This window comes from Massilia timonae, assembly GCF_001866515.1.
Lineage (GTDB): Bacteria > Pseudomonadota > Gammaproteobacteria > Burkholderiales > Burkholderiaceae_D > Telluria > Telluria timonae.
The window spans coordinates 5,475,361-5,494,890 of record NZ_JRYB01000001.1 but is presented as its reverse complement, the minus strand read 5'-3'; the positions used below and the strand labels follow the sequence as shown (position 1 = coordinate 5,494,890).

At 67.1% G+C, this 19,530-nt stretch carries 20 protein-coding genes and 1 tRNA gene; 14 read left to right on the top strand and 7 right to left on the bottom strand.

From position 1 onward, the window contains the following. Positions 1–4 precede the first annotated feature (4 nt). The gene (locus tag LO55_RS23410; protein WP_005669592.1) at positions 5–568 is read right to left on the bottom strand and encodes an isochorismatase family protein; all 564 of its coding nucleotides are present in this window, start codon (positions 566–568) and stop codon (positions 5–7) included. 116 nt (positions 569–684) lie between these two features. Here LO55_RS23410 and LO55_RS23405 point away from each other — a divergent pair, with 116 nt between their 5' ends. From LO55_RS23405 to LO55_RS23380, 7 genes are all read left to right on the top strand, one after another. Continuing rightward, the gene (locus tag LO55_RS23405; RefSeq protein WP_005669593.1) at positions 685–1,635 is read left to right on the top strand and encodes a phosphate acetyltransferase; all 951 of its coding nucleotides are present in this window, start codon (positions 685–687) and stop codon (positions 1,633–1,635) included. Between the two features lies 1 nt (position 1,636). After that, a complete protein-coding gene (locus LO55_RS23400) occupies positions 1,637–2,833 on the top strand; it encodes an acetate/propionate family kinase (protein ID WP_071363305.1) in 1,197 nt (398 codons plus the stop codon). Next, on the top strand, positions 2,830–3,597 hold the full coding sequence (gene fabI, locus LO55_RS23395) for an enoyl-ACP reductase FabI (protein WP_071363304.1): 768 nt from the start codon (positions 2,830–2,832) through the stop codon (positions 3,595–3,597). Before LO55_RS23400 ends, fabI begins: the two co-directional genes overlap by 4 nt. Positions 3,598–3,611: 14 nt before the next feature. After that, the gene (locus tag LO55_RS23390) at positions 3,612–3,899 is read left to right on the top strand and encodes an RNA-binding protein (RefSeq protein WP_071363303.1); all 288 of its coding nucleotides are present in this window, start codon (positions 3,612–3,614) and stop codon (positions 3,897–3,899) included. 65 nt (positions 3,900–3,964) lie between these two features. After that, positions 3,965–4,087, top strand: a complete 123-nt coding sequence (locus tag LO55_RS27210) for a hypothetical protein (RefSeq protein ID WP_267873247.1) — start codon at positions 3,965–3,967, stop codon at positions 4,085–4,087. Between the two features lie 214 nt (positions 4,088–4,301). After that, positions 4,302–4,391 (top strand) — tRNA-Ser (locus LO55_RS23385). A 320-nt stretch (positions 4,392–4,711) separates the two neighbouring features. Then, positions 4,712–6,844 (top strand): TonB-dependent receptor plug domain-containing protein, encoded by a 2,133-nt coding sequence (locus LO55_RS23380; protein WP_083415533.1) that lies wholly within the window; start codon positions 4,712–4,714, stop codon positions 6,842–6,844. A 49-nt stretch (positions 6,845–6,893) separates the two neighbouring features. Here the strand turns inward: LO55_RS23380 and LO55_RS23375 are convergent, their stop codons facing one another. After that, on the bottom strand, positions 6,894–7,829 hold the full coding sequence (locus LO55_RS23375; protein WP_071363301.1) for a methyltransferase: 936 nt from the start codon (positions 7,827–7,829) through the stop codon (positions 6,894–6,896). Between the two features lie 146 nt (positions 7,830–7,975). Between LO55_RS23375 and LO55_RS23370 the strand changes: the two genes are divergently transcribed. The 5 genes from LO55_RS23370 to LO55_RS23350 all read left to right on the top strand — a co-directional run bounded on the left by LO55_RS23370 (position 7,976) and on the right by LO55_RS23350 (position 13,047). Beyond that, complete coding sequence (locus LO55_RS23370) at positions 7,976–8,158, top strand: hypothetical protein (protein ID WP_071363300.1); 183 nt, start codon at positions 7,976–7,978, stop codon at positions 8,156–8,158. A gap of 28 nt (positions 8,159–8,186) precedes the next feature. After that, entirely contained in the window at positions 8,187–9,068 is an 882-nt protein-coding gene (ypfJ, locus tag LO55_RS23365) for a KPN_02809 family neutral zinc metallopeptidase (RefSeq protein ID WP_071363299.1), read from the top strand. Between the two features lie 178 nt (positions 9,069–9,246). Then, a complete protein-coding gene (locus tag LO55_RS23360) occupies positions 9,247–10,431 on the top strand; it encodes a zinc-dependent alcohol dehydrogenase (protein WP_071363298.1) in 1,185 nt (394 codons plus the stop codon). A 27-nt stretch (positions 10,432–10,458) separates the two neighbouring features. Next, positions 10,459–11,064 (top strand): hypothetical protein, encoded by a 606-nt coding sequence (locus LO55_RS23355; RefSeq protein WP_071363297.1) that lies wholly within the window; start codon positions 10,459–10,461, stop codon positions 11,062–11,064. 144 nt (positions 11,065–11,208) lie between these two features. Continuing rightward, the gene (locus tag LO55_RS23350) at positions 11,209–13,047 is read left to right on the top strand and encodes a M4 family metallopeptidase (protein WP_071363296.1); all 1,839 of its coding nucleotides are present in this window, start codon (positions 11,209–11,211) and stop codon (positions 13,045–13,047) included. Here the strand turns inward: LO55_RS23350 and LO55_RS23345 are convergent. Continuing rightward, positions 13,016–13,699, bottom strand: a complete 684-nt coding sequence (locus LO55_RS23345; RefSeq protein WP_229410221.1) for a M23 family metallopeptidase — start codon at positions 13,697–13,699, stop codon at positions 13,016–13,018. The two genes, LO55_RS23350 and LO55_RS23345, sit on opposite strands and share 32 nt — an antisense overlap. A 62-nt stretch (positions 13,700–13,761) precedes the next feature. After that, positions 13,762–14,799 (bottom strand): L,D-transpeptidase family protein, encoded by a 1,038-nt coding sequence (locus LO55_RS23340; RefSeq protein ID WP_071363294.1) that lies wholly within the window; start codon positions 14,797–14,799, stop codon positions 13,762–13,764. Between the two features lie 123 nt (positions 14,800–14,922). Between LO55_RS23340 and LO55_RS23335 the strand changes: the two genes are divergently transcribed. Next, a complete protein-coding gene (locus LO55_RS23335) occupies positions 14,923–15,222 on the top strand; it encodes a 2Fe-2S iron-sulfur cluster-binding protein (RefSeq protein ID WP_071363293.1) in 300 nt (99 codons plus the stop codon). Positions 15,223–15,227: 5 nt separating this feature from the next. On the opposite strand, the gene LO55_RS23330 is transcribed toward LO55_RS23335, so the two are convergent. Next, the gene (locus tag LO55_RS23330; RefSeq protein WP_071363292.1) at positions 15,228–16,259 is read right to left on the bottom strand and encodes a GlxA family transcriptional regulator; all 1,032 of its coding nucleotides are present in this window, start codon (positions 16,257–16,259) and stop codon (positions 15,228–15,230) included. A gap of 135 nt (positions 16,260–16,394) precedes the next feature. Here LO55_RS23330 and LO55_RS23325 point away from each other — a divergent pair, with 135 nt between their 5' ends. Beyond that, entirely contained in the window at positions 16,395–17,501 is a 1,107-nt protein-coding gene (locus LO55_RS23325) for an S-(hydroxymethyl)glutathione dehydrogenase/class III alcohol dehydrogenase (protein ID WP_005669617.1), read from the top strand. 24 nt (positions 17,502–17,525) lie between these two features. Here LO55_RS23325 and LO55_RS23320 read toward each other — a convergent pair whose 3' ends face one another. Beyond that, complete coding sequence (locus tag LO55_RS23320; protein WP_083415532.1) at positions 17,526–18,533, bottom strand: Kelch repeat-containing protein; 1,008 nt, start codon at positions 18,531–18,533, stop codon at positions 17,526–17,528. A gap of 20 nt (positions 18,534–18,553) precedes the next feature. Continuing rightward, positions 18,554–19,519, bottom strand: coding sequence for an alpha/beta hydrolase family protein (locus tag LO55_RS23315; protein ID WP_083415531.1), 966 nt, complete (start codon positions 19,517–19,519; stop codon positions 18,554–18,556). Positions 19,520–19,530: the final 11 nt, after the last annotated feature.

Below are 19,530 nucleotides of genomic sequence, written 5' to 3'. Positions count from 1 at the left end.
TGTCCTAAACAGGCTTTGGGGCGTCTTGCTTGACCAGCGCCAGCACCTCGCGAAAGCGCGGATGGCGGCAATCGCGCAGCCACTCGAACAGCACCATCTCGTGCGTCACGATCGTCGCGCCGGCCTGCCGCAGGCGGCGCATGGCGGCGGCGTGGTCGGACGGCCGGCGCGAGCCGCTCGCGTTCTCCACCACAACTACTTCGCGGCCGGCGCGCAGCAGGCCGAGCGCCGTCTGCAGCAGGCAGACGTGGGCTTCGCAACCGGCGAGCACCACTTGCCGGCGCCCAGGGCCGTGCGCGTCGAGCGCCGCCAGCAGGCCATCCTCGCAGGCATCGAAATGCGTCTTCGGCACCGTCTGCACGCACCAGCGCGCCAGCGCCTCGGCGTTCGGGCCGAGACGTTCGGGGTTCTGCTCGGTCCCCAGCACCGGCACCTCCAGCAGCGCGGCGGCGCGCGCCAACAGCAGCGCCATGGCGACGACATCGTCCGCGCCGTGGATCGCCGGCATCATCCGCGCCTGGTAGTCGACCAGCACCACACTGCTCGCCCGCGCATCGATTGCATTCATCTCGTCCTCGTCGATTCTCTTAAACCAGATTAAGTTATGTTGCGTTGCAGCATAAAATGATTGCTTTGCAGTCAAGTGATGCTACCATCTACCGGTCGTGCTATGAGGAGGAGGCCATGGAGCCGATGAACACCACGCATCCCTATTATGATCACCTGATCGCCGCCGCGCGCGAGCAGGGGCCGGTCACGGTGGCGGTGGCCCATGCCTGCGACCGCTACGCGATCGAGGCGGCGCTCGACGCTGCCCGCATCGGCCTGATCGCGCCGCTGCTGGTCGGACCCGTGGCGCGCATCCACGGCGCGGCCGACGCGGCCGGCCTCGATATCGGCGCGCTGACCCTGGTCGACACGGAGCACAGCCACGCGTCGGCCGCGCGCGCGGTGGAGCTGGTGCGCGAGGGCAGGGCAGCGGCCCTGATGAAAGGAAGCCTGCACACCGACGAGTTGATGGGCGCGGTGGTGTCCGGCGCCACCGGCCTGCGCACGGCGCGGCGCCTCTCCCACTGCTTCGTGATGGACGTGCCGGGCCGCAGCGAACCCCTGATCATCACCGACGCCGCCATCAACATCATTCCCGACCTGGCGGCCAAGCGCGACATCGTGCAGAACGCCATCGACCTGGCCCGGGTGCTCGGCTTCGAGGGCGTGCGGGTGGCGATCCTGGCGGCGGTGGAAACCGTGAGCGACAAGATGCCGTCGACGATCGACGCCGCGGCCCTGTGCAAGATGGCCGACCGCGGCCAGATCACGGGCGGCATCCTGGACGGCCCGCTGGCGATGGACAATGCGATCGACCTGCAGGCCGCCGCCGTCAAGGGCCTGGTGTCGCCGGTCGCGGGCCGCGCCAACGTGCTGGTGGCGCCGGACCTGGAAGCCGGCAATATGCTGGCCAAGAGCCTGAGCTTCATGGCCGGCGCGGCGGCGGCCGGCATCGTGCTCGGCGCGCGCGTGCCGCTGATCCTGACCAGCCGCGCCGACACGGTCGCGGCGCGCCTGGCCTCGTGCGCGGTGGCGGTGCTGCTGGCGCGCCACCAGTTGGCCAGCGCCCAGCTGGCGGGGCGCTGAGATGCAGCCGCACGCCACGGACTGCGTCGCCGTCATCAACGCCGGCTCGTCCAGCATCAAGTTCTCGGTGCACCGCCTGCCCGACCTGGCGCTGGCCTTCAAGGGCCGGATCGAGAACCTGTACCGCGGCGCGACGCGCTTTATCGCGCAGGACGCCGACGGGGCCACGGTCGGCGAACGAAGCTGGCCCGACGCGCTCGACCACCACGCCGGCATGGCCTTCCTGATCGACTTCGCCGAGCGTGAACTCGCTGGCTACCGGGTGCGCGCGGTGGGCCACCGCATCGTGCACGGCGGCGTCGATTACAGCGGTCCGCAACGCCTGATCGAGCCCGTGCTCGAACGCCTGGAGCGGCTGGTGCCGCTCGCGCCGCTGCACCTGCCGCACAACCTGGCGCCGGTGCGCGCCCTGATGGCCCTGGCGCCCGGGCTGCCGCAGGTCGGCTGCTTCGACACTGCCTTCCATACGGCGCAGCCGGCGCTGGCCCAGGCTTTCGCACTGCCGCCGGCGATCACCGACCTCGGCATCCGCCGCTACGGTTTCCATGGCCTGTCCTACGAATACATCGCGGCCACCTTGCCGCAGCATGAGCCGGCGCTGGCCGGCGCGCGGGTGGTCGCGGCCCACCTGGGCAACGGCGCCAGCATGTGCGCCATGCGCGGCGGGCGCAGCGTGGCCAGCACCATGGGCTTCACCGCCGTCGACGGCCTGCCGATGGGCACGCGCTGCGGCGCGCTCGATCCGGGCGTGGTGATCTACCTGATCGAGGAACTGGGCATGGAGGTGCCCGCCGTGCAGCGCCTGATGTACCAGGAGTCGGGGTTGCTGGGCGTCTCAGGCCTGTCGTCCGACATGCGCACGCTGGAGGCCAGCAGCGATCCGCGCGCGCAGCTGGCGATCGACTTGCTGGTCTACCGGATCGGCCGCGAGCTCGGTTCGCTGGCGGCCTCGCTGGGCGGCCTGGATGCGCTGGTGTTCTCGGGCGGGATCGGCGAGAACAGCGCGCGCCTGCGCGCCGCCGTCTGCCGCGATGCCGCCTGGCTCGGCGCCGAACTCGATCCAGGGCTGAACGCCGCGCCGCCGCCCGGCGTCGCCCGCATCAGCGCGCCCGCCAGCCGGATGTCGATATGGCTGGTGCCGGCCAACGAAGAACTCATGATCGCGCGCCATACCCGCGATCTGCTGGAGGAAGCATGAACCATCATCCCATCCTGGAAGGCAAGCGCGCGCTGGTGGTCGGCGTCGCCAACGAGCACTCGATCGCCTGGGGCTGCGCCAAGGCCTTTCATGCGCTCGGCGCCGAGCTGGTGCTGACCTACCTGAACGACAAGGCGCGCCCGCACGTCGAACCGCTGGCCGCGCAACTCGGGGCGCGATTGCTGCCGCTCGACGTGCGCGAACCGGGGCAGCTGGAGGCGCTGTTCGCCGAACTGCAGCAATCCGGCCGCCTCGACATCCTGGTGCATTCGATCGCCTTCGCGCCGAAGGCCGACCTGCAGGGCGGCCTGCTCGACTGCTCGCTGGACGGCTTCCTGCAGGCGATGGACGTGTCGTGCCACTCCTTCGTGCGCATGGCGAAGCTGGCCGCGCCGCTCATGACGCAGGGCGGCAGCATGTTCGCGATGAGCTACCACGGCGCCGGCAAGGTGGTGCCCAACTATAACGTGATGGGGCCGGTGAAGGCGGCGCTGGAATCGTGCTGCCGCTACCTGGCCTACGAACTCGGGCCGCGCGACATCCGCGTGCACGCCATCTCGCCCGGGCCGCTCAAGACGCGCGCCGCCTCGGGGCTGAAGGATTTCGACCTGCTGCTGAGCGATGCGGTGGCGCGCTCGCCGCTGGGAGAGCTGGTCGACATCGACGACGTCGGCCAGGTGTGCGCCTATCTCGCCTCGGACTTCGCGCACCGCCTGACGGGCAGCACCGTTTACGTCGACGGCGGCCTGAACATCATCGCCTGAACCCTGGAGCAACCATGAAAGTCATCCTGTCCGGCCTGCATGGCGACGCCTGCGAGAGCGCCATCGTCGAGAGCTTCGCGCCGTTCTTCCACATCCGCCGCGTCGAGATGATCCGCGAAGGCTCGCCCGACAGCCCATGGGCCGTGCTGCACATCGCCGATTCCTACGAGCGCGCCTGGGAGGCGTGCAATACGCTGCGCGGCGTCTTCCACCGCGGCAAACGCCTGCACATGTACATTCCGCTGCACCAACCCGACATCTACCACGAGTTCGAGCCGCACCAGCGGGTCGACATCCGCTAGTTCTCCAGCTGCGCGCCTGCCTGTCGTGCCGCCACTTCGAGGCCAACAAATATCCGCGCGCCGAGGTGCCGCACCATTGCGAGCTGGTCGGTGCGCCGCTGCCGATCTCCTTCCTGCGCATCGATTGCGCGGAGCATGAGCCGACCGACCCTGTCACGCAGCAGCGCAACTGGGCCATCTTCGCCTGAACGGCGCCCATATGGAGCCATTCCAGGCGCGCCCGGTCGAGGCGCCGGCGCACGACCTCCGAGCGACGCCTGGCGAGCGGGCAGATCGAGAACTGATGCCTGCGGCTGAACGGTCCGCTGGCATGAAAATTTACCTGGCGCGCATGCCTTGCAACTTTCGCCAGGCGTCCGCTATAATGCGGCCTCGCTTACGCGACCACGCAGCACCGATTCAGGAGAGGTGGCAGAGTGGTCGAATGTACCTGACTCGAAATCAGGCGTACGGGTGACCGTACCGTGGGTTCGAATCCCACCCTCTCCGCCAAGTAGCATGAAAACAGCCACCGCAAGGTGGCTTTTTTCATTCCGGGGCGTCACAGAGGAGTAGGGCGCCTGCGCGCCCTACGTGTGTCCCCAAGGGGGGAGATTCGAAGGGCATCGCGTACTCGCGATGCCGCGGCCTGCGGGATGTAGGCGAATCCCACCCTCTCCGCCAAGTAGCATGAAAACAGCCACCGCAAGGTGGCTTTTCCGTTTCTGGCCCGCGCATGCGTCGCGCATCGATGGTGTCGAGCCACGGGAAGTTGTAGACAATCTGATCTAGATCATTTAGTCTACGTTGGAAAGATAAGCGAGGTATCTGTAATGAGATGTCGGAGCGCCGTTTTTTCCCTGGTTATTCTGTCGGCATTTGAAGCACATGCGGGACAAGGCGATTCGCCGACCAATCAGGTGGCAACGGTTGCGGTTCGTGGCAATGCCGATTCGGAGCGTCGCAATGAAACGACAACGCGCATCGTCGTGGACCGCGACGACCTGCTCAAATATGGGGATCGCACCGTGCTCGATGTGTTGAGGCGCCAGCCTGGCGTGACGGTCGTGAACAACGAGATACGGATGCGTGGCCTGGGCAGCGGCTATACCCAGGTGCTGGTCAACGGCGATCGGCCTCCCGCCGGATTTTCGTTGGACAGCCTGGCGCCGGGATCGATTGCCAGGATCGAAATCCTGCGCGCGGCAACGGCGGAATTCAGCACGCAGGCCATCGCGGGGACGATCAACGTGATCCTCAGGAGGGATGCCTCGAAAGCCAGTCGCGAGCTCATCGCCGGTTTCGGCGGCGCGGCCAGTGCCCGGTATCCCGGCTTGACCCTGAATGCGTCCGACAAGCTGGAAGAGTATGCGTACAGCGACGGGGCCGGCATCAACCACAGCGACGTGGGCCAGGGCATGCATGAACGGGTCCGCGAGCGTCACCACGGCGCGGGCGCCGACCAGGTGCGCGCCACCGCTAGCCGCAACGATAACCGCTTTACCGGCCTGAACGCGAATGCACGCATCCAGTGGGACTCCGAGCGCGGCGACAAGTTGGCATGGCAAACGTTCGTCAACGCTTCGCGCTCCGCCGGCACGAGCGACCAGACGACGGTCGTCGAATCGGGTCCGCTTTATCCCTATCCTTTATTGCTGCTGGACTATGATGGAAAGAATGCCAGTATCCGGTCCGACCTGAACTGGGCCAGGGATCTGGGCGAGCGGGGCAAGCTCGACAGCAAGCTGGGGCTGTATCGCTCCCGTACGGAGCGCGGGATGTTCCGGCTGGGGCTGACCGACAGCGCGCTGAGCGCGCTGGACCGGCGTTACGATACCGACGTCGCGGACCAGGGCGGCACATGGACGGGAACGGTGTCGGCCGCCTGGGCCGACAAGCACGCGATCGCCTTCGGCTGGGACGCGGGGTACAGCCAGTTCCAGGAACACGAAGTCCAGCGCGAAGCCCTCGCGTCGACCGCGTCTGCCCCGGTCAATTTTGACAATACCTATCACGCCAGGATTTCCCGGCTGGCCTTGTACGTGCAGGACGAGTGGGATGTCGCTCCCGGTTGGTCGATTTACCTGGGCATGCGCTGGGAAGCGCTGGAAACCCGGACCGGTGGCGACGCCGAAGGCGTCGAGCGCCGTTCCAGCGTGTTCAGTCCATTGGTCCAGACCGTATGGAAGATCCCGGGCAGTCACAACGATCAGATCCGGCTTGCGCTGACGCGGACCTATAAGGCCCCGGAACTGCGGCAGCTGATCCCACGCCATTTTTATACCTCGTACAATTCCGCCGTGTCGCCGGACCAGACCGGCAATCCGCAGCTGGAACCGGAACTCGCCACCGGCGTCGATGCGGCCTTCGAGCATTACTGGACGAACAAGGCGATGGCATCGGTGAGCGCCGGCCTGCGCAAGGTAACAGGCTTGATCAGAAATGCGATCAGGTATGACGGCGAGCGCTGGCTCGCATATCCGGAGAATTCCGGCGAGGCCACGGTGCGCACGCTGGAGCTCGAAGCCAAAGTGCCGCTCACCGCGCTGTTCGCCGCGGCGCCGCGAATCGACCTGCGCGCCAATATCGCACGCAACTGGTCACGGGTCGATGCCGTGCCAGGGCCGGACAACCGCCTCGACCGCCAACCGAGATGGTCCGCCAATCTCGGCGCCGACTACAAACGCGACGCCATCACCGTCGGCGCAAGCTTGTCGATGGTGGCGGGCGGCTGGACCCGGCTGTCGCACGAAGAATCCAGCTTCGTCTCGCAACGACGCGATCTGCAAGCGTATGCCTTGTACCAGCTCGACGCTGGACGCCAGGTGCGATTCTCGCTCTTCAATGTTCTCAGGAACGATAGCGAGCGCGCCGACGCCTATGCCGACCCTGGACGCGCGCTCGAAAGCCGGATCTTCGTCGAAGGCTATCTCGGCTGGCGTGTGCAGTATGAGCAGAAATTCTGAACCAGATTCCTCCCGATACCTGAATCATCGGTCCAGCATCCCGCGCCGCTCAGCGCTTGACCGCGTGCAGCCACACCGCCGCGATCCGTTCCACGTCCTCGTAGCCCGGTTCGCCCAGCTGGCCGCCGAAGATGTCGGGATCGAGCTCCTGATAGGTCCAGGTGTCGCATTGCGTTTCCAGGGTCGGGCGCAGGCTTTCCAGGAAGTGGTCGCGCTGGCCGCACAGGGCCACGCCGGTGTAGAGCATCAGGCTGCCGCCGCGGCGCAGGCGTCCCAGGCCCTGTTCGACGATGCGGCGCGACAGTTCGGCGCCGAGTTCGCCGCCGCCATGGCGGTAGCGGCGCGCATCCGGATCGACCACGAAGGGCGGGTTCGACACCACCAGGTCGAAGTCGCCCTGCAGGCCGTCGAACAGGTCGCTCTGGGCCAGCGCCAGGTTGGACGCTCCGTTCAGGCGGGCGTTGACCATCGCCAGCTCGAGCGCCTTCGGGTTGATGTCGGCGCCGATCACTTCGGCGTGCGGAAATGTGCGCGCGATGGTGAGCGCGCCGGCGCCGCCGCCGCAGCCGATGTCCACTGCGCGCTCCGGCCCGGCGCCGACGAAGGCGAAGCCGCGCCGCATGGCGTTCACGAAGCGGTAGGTGTCGGGGCCGAAGAACACGGCGTCGTCGTCGCGCGTCGGCCACGCCGAGTGGAACAGCAGCATGTCGTCCAGGGTCGACGCCCGGACCAGCGAACGCAACCCATCCTCTGTTTCTTCCAGCACGCCGGCATCCACCATCAACTGCAGCACGCTGGCCGGCAGCAGCTCACGGCCGAACGGCCGGCTCCAGCCGAACACGCCGCGCAGGTCGTGCGCGCGTTCGTTGCCGGGCCGGTTGTTGATGCGGCGATGGGTCGAGGGCGTGACCGTCATGAAGCGGTAACCGGCCTGGCGCAGGGCCGTGCCGAGGGCGAGGAGGGCGTTGGCGTTGGATGGGTTCATTGCGCCAGCGTGGCACGTGCGCCACGGTCGCTCCGTGCGCGCACGCACGCAGCATGTGTTCGTGCGCGGGCTCGATTTGGTGCATTATGTGATCAACCGGGACAGCCAAAAAAATCGACCGGAAAATCGAGAGCGAGAGAGAAATCATGACGAGCATGGAACTGGACGAAGTGCCGCGCAGCCGCATGGCGCGCGAGATCGCACGCGAGCGCCGCGAGCGCGCGCTGCACGACGAATTGCGCGCCGGCCTGGGCGCGCTGGACGACCTGCGCGGCAAGGACGCGCGCGAGCGCGCCGATACCTGCAACCTCAAGCGCGGCGGCAACTGAAAACGAAAACTGAACACAAGGAGAACAGATGCGTTGGGAAGGCGACCGTGAAAGCGACAATGTAGAAGACCGGCGTGGCGATGGCGGCGGCGGGGGCGGCGGTTTCGGCTTCGGCGGCCGCTCGATCGGCATCGGCACCATCGTCGTCGCCCTGGTCGCCTCGTATTTCCTGGGCGTCTCGCCGGCCACCATCCTCGGCCTGCTGTCGGGCGGCGCGCCGCCGCAGCAGCAGGCGCAAGTCGAGCAGCCGCGCGCCGAGCGCGCCGACGATCGCGAGACGCGCTTCGTGCGCACCACGCTGGCCTATACCGAGGATGCCTGGGCCCAGCTGTTCAGCGAGCAGGGCGCGCAGTACACGCCGGCGCGGCTGGTGCTGTTCGAGGGTCGCACCGCCACCGCCTGCGGCACCGGCGAGAGCGCGACCGGCCCCTTCTATTGCCCGGCCGACGGCAAGGTGTATATCGACCTGGGCTTCTTCCGCACCATGCAGCAGCGCTTCAATGTCGAGGGCGAATTCGCCCAGGCTTATGTGATCGCGCACGAAGTCGGCCACCACGTGCAGAACCTGCTGGGCATTTCCAATAAGGTGCACGCGGCCCAGCAGCGCGCCAGCGAAACCCAGGGCAATGCCCTGTCGGTGCGCCTGGAACTGCAGGCCGACTGCTTCGCAGGCGTGTGGGCCAACCGCACCAACCAGCGCGAGAAAATCCTGGAGCAGGGCGACGTCGAGACGGCCCTGAACGCGGCCAGCGCCATCGGCGACGACGCCTTGCAGAAACAGGCGCGCGGCGTCGCGGTGCCCGATTCGTTCACGCACGGCAGCTCGGCCCAGCGGGTCCGCTGGTTCCAGCGCGGACTGGACAGCGGGCAGGTCGAGGCTTGCAATACATTTGATGCCAAAAAGCTATAAACGGCAACAAGTCATTGCCTGCGATACATAACTACCTCATATTATTCGATAAAAGCGCTGAAAAGTCGCGTTCGTTTCCGTGCGCCTATCGCAATTTGTAAAGTTTTGCCATAAGTTTGTGTCACATCAACTCGTACCGTATACGAGCCGTGACCAACCAAATTGTGAAGGAGTACTCATGCTGGCAATGAACTACCGCGGGCCATACCGGGTCCGCGCCGATCACAAGCCCGATCCCGTCATCGAGCATCCCGGCGACGCCATCGTACGCGTCACCCGGGCCTGCATCTGCGGCTCGGACCTGCACCTGTACCACGGCCTGGTGCCCGACACCCGCGTCGGCCACACCTTCGGCCATGAGTTCATCGGCGTGGTCGAAGAGGTCGGGTCGAGCGTGCAGCACCTGAAGGTCGGCGACAAGGTGCTGGTGCCGTTCAACCTGTTCTGCGGTTCCTGCTTCTTTTGCCAGCACGAATTGTTCGGCAATTGCCACAACACGAATGCGCAAGCCACGGCGGTGGGCGGCATCTACGGCTACTCGCACACGGCGGGCGGCTACGACGGCGGCCAGGCCGAATACGTGCGGGTGCCGATGGCCGACGTCGGCCCGATGGTGATTCCCGACGATATCCATGACGACGACGCCGTCCTCATGACCGACGCGCTGCCCACCGGCTACCAGGCGGCCGAGATGGGCGACATCAAGGAGGGCGACACCGTGGTCGTGTTCGGCGCCGGGCCGGTCGGCATCTTCGCCGCCAAGTCGGCCTGGCTGATGGGGGCCGGACGGGTGATCGTGGTCGACCACGTGGAGTACCGCCTCGAATTCGTCAAGCGCTACGCCCAGTGCGAGGTCGTGAACTTCAGGGAAGTGAAGGACATGGCGCTGCACATCAAGAAGATGACCGACTGGATGGGCGCCGACGTCTGCATCGACGCCGTCGGCTGCGAAGCGGCGGGCGACGCCCTGCAGACCATCACCGGCGTCTACACGATGATGCAGGCGGGCGCCGCCACCGTGCTGCACTGGTGCATCAATTCGGTGCGCAAGGGCGGCAACGTCTCGATCGTCGGCGTGTATGGCCCCACCTTCAACGCGGTCCCGATCGGCAATGCGCTGAACAAGGGCTTGACCCTGCGCATGAACCAGGCCAGCGTGCGGCGCCACCTGCCGCGCCTGATCGAGCACATCCGCGCCGGCCGCATCGATCCGAAACAGATCATCACCCACCGCATTCCGCTGGAAGAAGTATCGGATGCCTATCACATCTTCTCGAGCAAGCTGGACGAGTGCATCAAGACTGTCCTGATCCCGCCGCGCGCCAACGAAGTGCGCGCCGTCAAGGCCAGCGCCGGCCATTGAGCGCGGCCACCGATCATAGGAGAAACCATGGAAACACGACACGACATCGTTGCCGCCAACGACCAGCATGACGGCCACCACGCCCCGGGCGAGCATGACGGCGAAGCCCATGTGGGCCATGTGCACGGCGCCATCGCGCCGCGCCGTCCCACCCGCGAGCAACTGCAGCACATCCAGGGCTGGGGCGCCGACCTCGACCGCAAGAACCGTCCCGCCGTGCCGATGGAGCGCACCCCGCCGCGCTTCATCAACATCCCCGACGGCGACCCGGTGCCGCAGGAGCAGCATGTGGAGGTGCTGGTCTCGACCGAGCGTCCCGGCCGTACGCCGCTGTTCGGTTCGGCGCAACCGCCATCCGGACTGTCGGGCGCGATCCGGCGCCTGGCCTTCAAGAGCACCGAGAACGACCTGCGCCACTGGCTGTTGCTGCTGCTGGCCGACCGCGTCAACGTGGTCGAGGGCATCGGCGACGACCTGGCCAAGGGCAAGGTGCCGAACATCCTGGCCGAGATGGGCATCAAGTCCGAGCTCAAGCACAATCCGGCCGGGCTGGTGAAGAAAGTGGCGATCGGCGCGGCCGTGATCGGCGCCGCCTGCTACCTGATGAAACGGCGCGACGGCCGCTATCGCTGACCCGGCCTGTCTGGCCGCACGCCATGACCGCGTTGTCAAAATTGACAACGCGGTCATTGTTTTTGAGCAAACCAACCTTTACGAGCTCGTCCATCATGGTCGATGACCGGCGCCCCCCGGCCCGGCTTACCGGATGGAGACGAGATGATCCCGCAACCGCTTCTCAAGGCAGCCCTGCTGGCGGCTGCCGTCCTGTTCGCGCCCGCGTTCGTGCCCGCGCTTGTGCCCGCAGCGCTGGCCGCGCCGATGATGGGGCCGCCGCTCAAGCTGGACAGCAAGGCCCAGGCCCAGGTCGTCAACCAGCTGGTGGCGCGCCGGCCTGCGGTCGGCCTCGACGCCGACCACGGCTACAAGGTGATGGCCCAGCACCCGGGCGTGCAGGGCACCCATGTGGTGCGCGCCGCCCACCTGTACAAGGGTCTCAGGATTTTCGGCTCGGAATCCGTGGTGGTGCTCGACGCGCGCCGCCAGATCGTGTCCGAGAGCGCCTCGCCGCGGCGCCTGCACCTGGGCCGCGGCGCCGCCAACCGCATGCAGGGCGCCACCGGCGGCTTCAATATCAAGCCCACCATCAACCGCAAGGCCGCGATCGCCGTCGCGCTGCGCGACATGCCGGACGGCGTCGTCAACGTGGTGGCGCCGACCGCCGAACTGCTGATCTATCCGATGATGCGCGACGAACGCGCGCCCGGCGCCGAGGGCAAGCTCGAGTCCGAGCTGAACGCGGTCGACCTGGTCGAGACGGTCGATCGCTACGAGCTGGCCTGGCTGGTGCGGCTGCGCATGCGCAGCGGTGAACAACCCTTGTACTACGACGTGGTCGTGAACGCGCGCGACGGCGAGATCATCGACCGCTGGAACATGCTGCAGACCGTCGAGGGCATCGGCAACAGCCAGTACAACGGCCAGGTCCCGCTCAGCACCACCTTCGCCAACAACGTCTACCAGATGCTCGACCCCGAACGCGGCAAGGGCGGGTCGTTCGGCGCGATGGCGATCACCAACGCCAACCACGGCACCTCGAGCGGCCGGGTGTATACCAACACCGTCAACACCTGGGGCGACGGCAAGCAGTTCGTCGAGGGCGGCAGCACCACGGGACCAAACGGCCAGACCGCCGCCGTCAACGCCATGTGGGGCCTGAAGAACACCTATGACATGCACAAGAACGTGCTGGGCTGGCTGGCGCTGGACGGCCAGGACACGGCCACCCACATCGCGGTGCACGTCAACCGCGGCTACGACAACGCCTATTACAGCGATACCTGCCGCTGCATGTTCATCGGCGACGGCACGTTCTTCACGAACCTGGGGTCGATCGACGTGGTCGGCCACGAGATGGGCCACGGCATCACGGCCGCCACCTCGAACCTGGTGTACTCGGGCGAGCCGGGTGGCCTGAACGAATCGAGTTCGGACATCGCGGGCGAGGTGGTCGAAGCCTATGCGCGCGGCGGCGGCGCCGGCGACGTGATCCCCGACACCGGCAATGACTGGATGCTGGGCAGCGAGATCAGCCGCACCGGCACGCCACTGCGCTGGATGATCAAGCCGAGCAAGGACGGCAATAGTCACGACGCCTGGAGCACGGGCCTGCGCCGGCTGGACGTCCATTACAGCAGCGGCCCGAACAACCGCATGTTCTATTTCCTGGCGAAGGGTTCGAGCGCGGACAACGCTAACGATGCCTGGAGCCGCTTCCTGGTCAGGCAGCCGCTGGCGATGACGGGCATCGGCATCGACAAGGCCTTCCGTATCTGGTTCCGCGCCAACACGACCAAGTTCACGTCCAGCACCAACTACGCCGACGCGCGCGCCAAGATGATCGAGGCGGCCGGCGAGCTGTATGGCGCAGGCGGACGCGAGGCGATCGCGGTGCAGCGCGCCTATGCCGCGATCAATGTGGGGGCGGACGTCGACGAGCCGGTGCCCGAGCCGTCGAGAGCCCCGGCTACTGGTCGGACATTAGTGGAAACGGATTGAGCGGCGTGCCTTTCCACCACTGCTTCTCGGGCGTCAGCGCGACGACGGCGAAGTGCAGGTGCGGCGCGGCTGGATCGGCATTGCCGGTCGCGCCGACATAGCCCACGATGTCGCCGCGCTTGACGTCCATGCCTTCCTTGATATTGTCGGCGTAGCGGTCGAGGTGGGCATAGTAATAGGCATACTGCTCGCTCGGATCGAACTGGTAGACCGTCAGGCCGCCCGGTTTGCTCTGGAACAGCTTGACCACCTTGCCGTCGGCCGCCGCGCGCACCGGCGTGCCGGTCGGCGCCATGATGTCGAGCGCTTCGTGCTGGCGCTGCTCGCCACGCGGCTGGTAATACGTGTCGGTCAGCTGGTTCGACGCGATGCCCTGGACCGGCACCAGCAGCTTGCCGGGAACGGTGGCCGGGGCCATGGGCGCGGCGCCGCCGGCGTGTTCCGGACGCAGCGGCAGGTCGGCGTCAAGCAGGTTCGGTTCGACCACCGGCGCGGGCGGCAGCTGGCCCTCGATCTGCGCCGCGGGTACGCCGCCCGGGTTCGAGCTTGGGGGCGCGGTGGCGACGACCTCCGGCGCCGGCGAGCCCGAATCGTCGCTCAGCAGCACGAACAACACCCCGGCGCCCAACAGCGCACCAACGATCAAGGTCATCAGCCATTTCATCGCGTTCTCCGTCCGGCGCCTCCCGCGCCGCTGGTTTGTTGATATGAAGATTATTTGACGAGTTCGACGTCGGTGTCTTCGCTGACCACGGCGCCCACTTCGGCGGCGCTCCAGTTGGTCAGGCGGATGCAGCCATGCGACTCGGTCTTGCCCACGTGGCCGGGCACCGGGGTGCCGTGGATGCCGTAGTGCGGCTTCGACAGGTCGATCCACATCACGCCGACCGGGTTGTTCGGGCCAGGCTTGATCTGGGTCTTGCTGTCGCCGGGCTTGGCGTCCCAGAACAGTTTCGGGTTGTAGTTGTAGACCGGATTGGCATGCACGCCATTGATCTTCCAATTGCCGATCGGCAGTGGATCGCGCTTGCTGCCGGTCGACACCGGATACTGGGCCAGCAACTGGCCGCCGGCGTCATACAACTGCAGGGTCTTGGTCGAATCGCGCACCACGACCCTGGCTGCCGGCGGCAGCGGCTGCTTGCCGCTCACATGCGGCACCATGATGCGTTCGCCGGCCTGCGACAGGGACTTGCCTGGATTCAGGCGTTGCAGCAGGGCCGGGCTGGCATGGAATTTTTCGCCCAGGCCTTCGAGCGCCGTGGCGTAGCCGAGCGCCGGCAGCTTGGCCTTGCCCATCATGGTGTCCGGGATCGGCTGGAAGGGGCCGGCGACGTCTTCCGCGGCGATCGTGTATTCGGCCAGGGTCGGGCTGGTGTCGGCGTTCAGCGCATTCCAGGTGGCTTCGTCGAGCTTGCCGGTGACCGGGAGATTGCGCTGGGCCTGGAAGGTGTTCAGAGCCTGGCGCATGTTCGAGCCATAGGCGCCGTCGATCTCGCCCGGCGACAGGTACTGGCGCTCGAGCAGCACCTGGGCCCGCAGCAGGCGTTCGAACTCGGCCTGTTCGGCGATGGCGGGATCCTGGACCGCGCCGGCCGGCGCAGGCGCGGCCTGCATGGGCGTGCCCGGTGCGGCTTGCTGCTGCAGCGGCTGCTGGACAGGAGCTGGCTGGCCAACCGGCTGCTGCGCGAAGGCATGAGGGAAGACGCCTCCAAGGGCGGCGATCAGGGTCAGTGCGGTGGCTTTCTTCATACGGTCTCCTGCAATATGCTTCTGGAAACCTTAGCGTAATGACATGAATCAACCGGGTCTGTGCGTGAACGAACTCTTCAATCTTGTCCGGTTTGTTCCACCAGGCGCTACAATCCATGCACCATGCCGATCCGTCATACCGTCATCCTCGAACCCTTCGGCGCCGGCTTTTCCGCGCAGGAAGACACGACCCTGCTGCAGGCGCTCGAGGCGGCCGGCTTCGATGCGCCCAGTTCTTGCCGCAACGGCACCTGCCGCACCTGCATCTGCCGCCTGCGGCAAGGCACGGTGGCCTACACCATCGCGTGGCCCGGCCTGTCGTTCGACGAGAAGCGGGAAGGCTATATTTTGCCTTGTGTGGCGCTGGCGCGCAGCGATTTGGTGGTCGATCTGCCGCTGGCGCGGCGGGTGCGGTTCGACTGACGTGATCAGGCGGCGCTGTCGAGCCCGGTCGTGGCGAAGCGTTCGCGGTACAGCTTCGGGGTAATGCCCAGCTTCTTCATGAACACCCGCCGCATATGCGCCTCGTCGCTGAAACAGGCGCGCGCCGCCACCGTCTTCAAGGGCAGCGCAATGTCGGCCAGCAGGTGCGTGGCCCGTTCGAAGCGGCTGGCCTCGATGAATTCCTGGGCGCTCAGGCCCACCTCTTGCTGGAACACGCGGGCGAAGTGGCGCTCGCTCATCATCGCCTTGGCGGCCAGCTGCGCCGTCGTGAAGCGTTCGTGCAGATTGTGCAGGATCCAGTTCTGCAATTCGCGGATGTTCGGGCGCGCGGTGCGTTCGCTCTTGAGGTAGGAGCTGAATTGCGACTGGCCGCCGGGACGCTTCAGGTAGACCACCATTTCGGTGGCCACCTCGAGCGCCAGGTCGCGCCCGAAATCTTCCTCGACCAGGGCCAGCGCCAGGTCCATGCCGGCGGTGACGCCGGCCGAGGTCCACAGCTTGCCGTCGCGGATGAAGATCGCGTCGGCCTCGACCGCGATGGCGGGGTGAAACGCCTGCAGGCGCTCGGCCACGCTCCAGTGGGTGGTGGCGCGCTTGCCGTCGAGTACTCCGGCGGCGGCGAGAAAGAAAGCGCCCGAACAGAGCGACGCCAGGCGTTCGATGCGGGGGCAGGCCGCCGCCACCCAGTCGACGATCGCGGCGCCGTCCGCCAGGGCCGCCTCGATGTGGCGGGCGCCGACCACGATCGCGCTGTGGGGCAGGGACAGCGTGTTCAATACCTTGGTCGCCTCGAGCGACATCAGGGTGTCCGACGGCACCGGGCCGAGACGGTATGAGGCGATGCGCACGTCGTAGCCGGGCGGCCGCTGACGGCGCGCGAGATGCAGGTTGGCGTACTCGAACACCGACATCGGCCCGATCGCCTCGACGGCCTTGAAGCCGGGGTAGACCACGATGTCGACGGTCCGGGTGCGCTCCGCGATGGCGTCGGTGGCGGGTGGGGGCGTGCTGGTCATGCGCCATTGTCGCCGCAGCCAGCGGCAAAATCCAGTCTTCATGCGGCAAAATCCTGCCATTCTCGCGTCCTGCGGTCCAGGGCGCGGGGCCGGGCGCGCATACTGCCGGCCAATCATATCAAACGAGGGATCACCATGAAAACCAAAGCAGCCGTCGCATGGCAGGCGGGCCAGCCGCTGACGATCGAGGAAGTGGACCTGCAAGGCCCGCGCGCAGGCGAAGTGCTGGTCGAGCTGAAGGCTACCGGCATCTGCCACACCGATTACTACACGCTGTCGGGCGCCGATCCGGAAGGCCTGTTCCCGGCGATCCTGGGCCACGAGGGCGCCGGCGTCGTGGTCGACGTCGGCCCGGGCGTGACCACCCTCAGGAAGGACGACCACGTCATCCCGCTGTACACGCCGGAGTGCCGCCAGTGCAAATTCTGCCTGTCGCGCAAGACCAATCTGTGCCAGGCGATCCGCTCGACCCAGGGGCGCGGCCTGATGCCCGATGCCACCTCGCGCTTTTCGCTGGACGGCAAGCCGCTGTTCCACTACATGGGCACGTCGACCTTCTCGAACTACATCGTGGTGCCCGAGATCGCGCTGGCGAAGATCCGCAGCGACGCGCCGTTCGACAAGGTCTGCTACATCGGCTGCGGCGTCACCACCGGCGTCGGCGCGGTGCTGTTCTCGGCCAAGGTGGAGGCCGGGGCCAACGTGGTCGTGTTCGGGCTCGGCGGCATCGGCCTGAACGTGATCCAGGCCGCGAAGATGGTTGGCGCCGACAAGATCATCGGCGTCGACATCAACCCGGCGCGCGAAGCCATGGCCCGCAAGTTCGGCATGACCGATTTCATCAATCCGAACGAGGTCGCGAACGTGGTCGACCACATCGTGCAACTGACCGACGGCGGCGCCGACTATAGCTTCGAGTGCGTCGGCAACACCACGCTGATGCGCCAGGCGCTCGAATGCACCCATAAGGGCTGGGGCCAGTCCTTCATCATCGGCGTGGCCGCCGCCGGCCAGGAAATCGCGACCCGGCCGTTCCAGCTGGTGACCGGACGCGAGTGGAAGGGCTCGGCCTTCGGCGGCGCGCGCGGACGCACCGACGTGCCGAAGATCGTCGACTGGTACATGGAGGGCAAGCTCAATATCGACGACCTGATCACGCACCGCCTGCCGCTCGAACGCATCAACGAAGGCTTCGACCTGATGAAGAGCGGCGAATCGATCCGCTCGGTGGTGCTCTACTGACGAATGGCCGAATAGCGCCCCGGCTTACCGGGCCGGCAGCGCGAGCGCTTCGTGCGCGGCGCTGGCCGCGACCCCGACCTTCTCGCCGCCGCCCATCAGGTAGACGCGGTTGCCGACCACCGCGGCGCCATGTCCATGGCGCGGCGTCGGCATGGCCGGCAGCGCCGACCAGCGGTCCAGTGCCGGGTCGTACACCCAGGATTCGGCGAACACCTTGGCTTGCGGGACGAACTGCTCGCCGCCGAACACATACAGCTTTCCATCATGGGCGGCCGCCGCCAGGCCGCCCTGGGCCAGCGGCATCGGCGCGCGGGTCTCCCAGCGATCGCGGGCCGGGTCATACACTTCCAGGGTCGCCACATTGACCGGACGCGACCTGCCGTCGGCCTGCTTGACCATCTGCCGTCCGCCCACGACGTAGATCTTGTCGCCGATCGCGGCGCCGGCCGCGCTGTTGCGCGCGCTGGGGGCGTCCGCGATGCGCGACCAGCGGCCCGAGCGTGGGTCCAGGACCTCGGCGCGGTTGGTGTCGGCGTGTTCGCTGATGTGCTTCGCATCGGCGTTGGTCGGCATGCGTCCGCCGATGAAGTAGATCTTGCCGCCGCTCGTTGCCACCACGCCTTCGGCCCGGGGCTGCGGTAGGGCGGGGCCGTTCGACCAGCGGTCGGACTTCGGGTCGTAGATGAAGACCGAGGCGTGGGCGCGCCAGTCGGGAATCGCGCCGGAGAAGCCGCCGATGCCGTAGATCTTGCCGCCGGCCGCGGCCAGGGCGATGTGGTGGCGGCCTTCGGGCAGCGGCGCCAGCCTGGTCCAGCGGTCCGCTCCCGCGTCATAGGCTTCGAACAGATCGGTGAAGCCCGGCGCCGCGCTCAGGATGCCGCCGGCCACGTAGACCTTGTCGTCCAGCACGGTCGGATAGATTTCCTGGCGCGCCAGCGAGGCGTCGGCCACGCGCGACCAGGACTGCGCCAGCGCAGCAGCAGAAGTGGCGAGCAAGCTCATCGCCAGCAGCGCCGGCGCGATCGGTTTCAAGATGGAGACTCCTTCGTGTTTCATTGAATGTCCAGCGCCTGTTCGATCACCCGCAGCACTTGCGGCCAGGCGGGCGAGGTCGCGGCCACTTCGTCGTAGTGGCTGGCGTCCGGCAGGATCACGACCTCGGCCGCGTCGCCGGCGGCCTTTGCGCGCGCCGAGTAGTCGTGGGCCACCCGTGGCGGCGAGATCGTGTCGAGCGCCCCGGTCACGAGCCAGGTGCGGCTGCCGTTGGGCATCAGGTCGGCGGCGTTGGTGTCGACCAGCACGTCCGGCCGTTCGGGACTCGGCGTGCCGGCCAGTTGCGCGATGTCGCGATCGCAGCTGGACTTGATCAGCGCCGCTTCATGGCGCAGGTCGGCCAGGCCGCCCAGGCTGACGATGCGGTCGACCTTCAGGCCATCCGGGTGGTAGAGGGGGCTGCCGGCCGGGATGCGCGCCCGGCCCGCGATCCACTGCACCAGCTGGCCGCCGGCCGAATGGCCGACCGCGACGATGCGTTCCAGGTCGAGCTTGCGCGCCGCCGCATTGGCCGCGAGCAGGTCGAGCGCCGCATGCATGTCGAGGTACATGCCGGGATAGCCGCCGCCTTCCTCGTCCACGCGCCGGTATTCGACGTTCCAGACGGCGATGCCGCGCGCGGCCAGGGCGCCGGCCATATTGCGGAACTGGCGGATGCCGCCGAACTTGCTGGTCCAGCAGCCGCCATGCACCAGCACCGCCACCGGGAACGGCCCCGCGCCCTGCGGCACGAACAGTTCGGCATATTGCGAGGGGGCGGGGCCATAGGCGAGCCTGGCGGTGGGGGCGGGGCCGGTCAGGGCCAGGTATTCATCGAGTTTCATGGGACTGGGATGCGTCGGGGCGGCGTGGGCGTTCAGAAGCGCGCCGAACAGGAGGGCAGGAAGCAGGCTGGACAGGCGCATGGGCAGGATGACAATGACAGGACAGCCGCCACTATAGCCGAGTTGCAGCGCGTGGAACATGGCGGCATGGG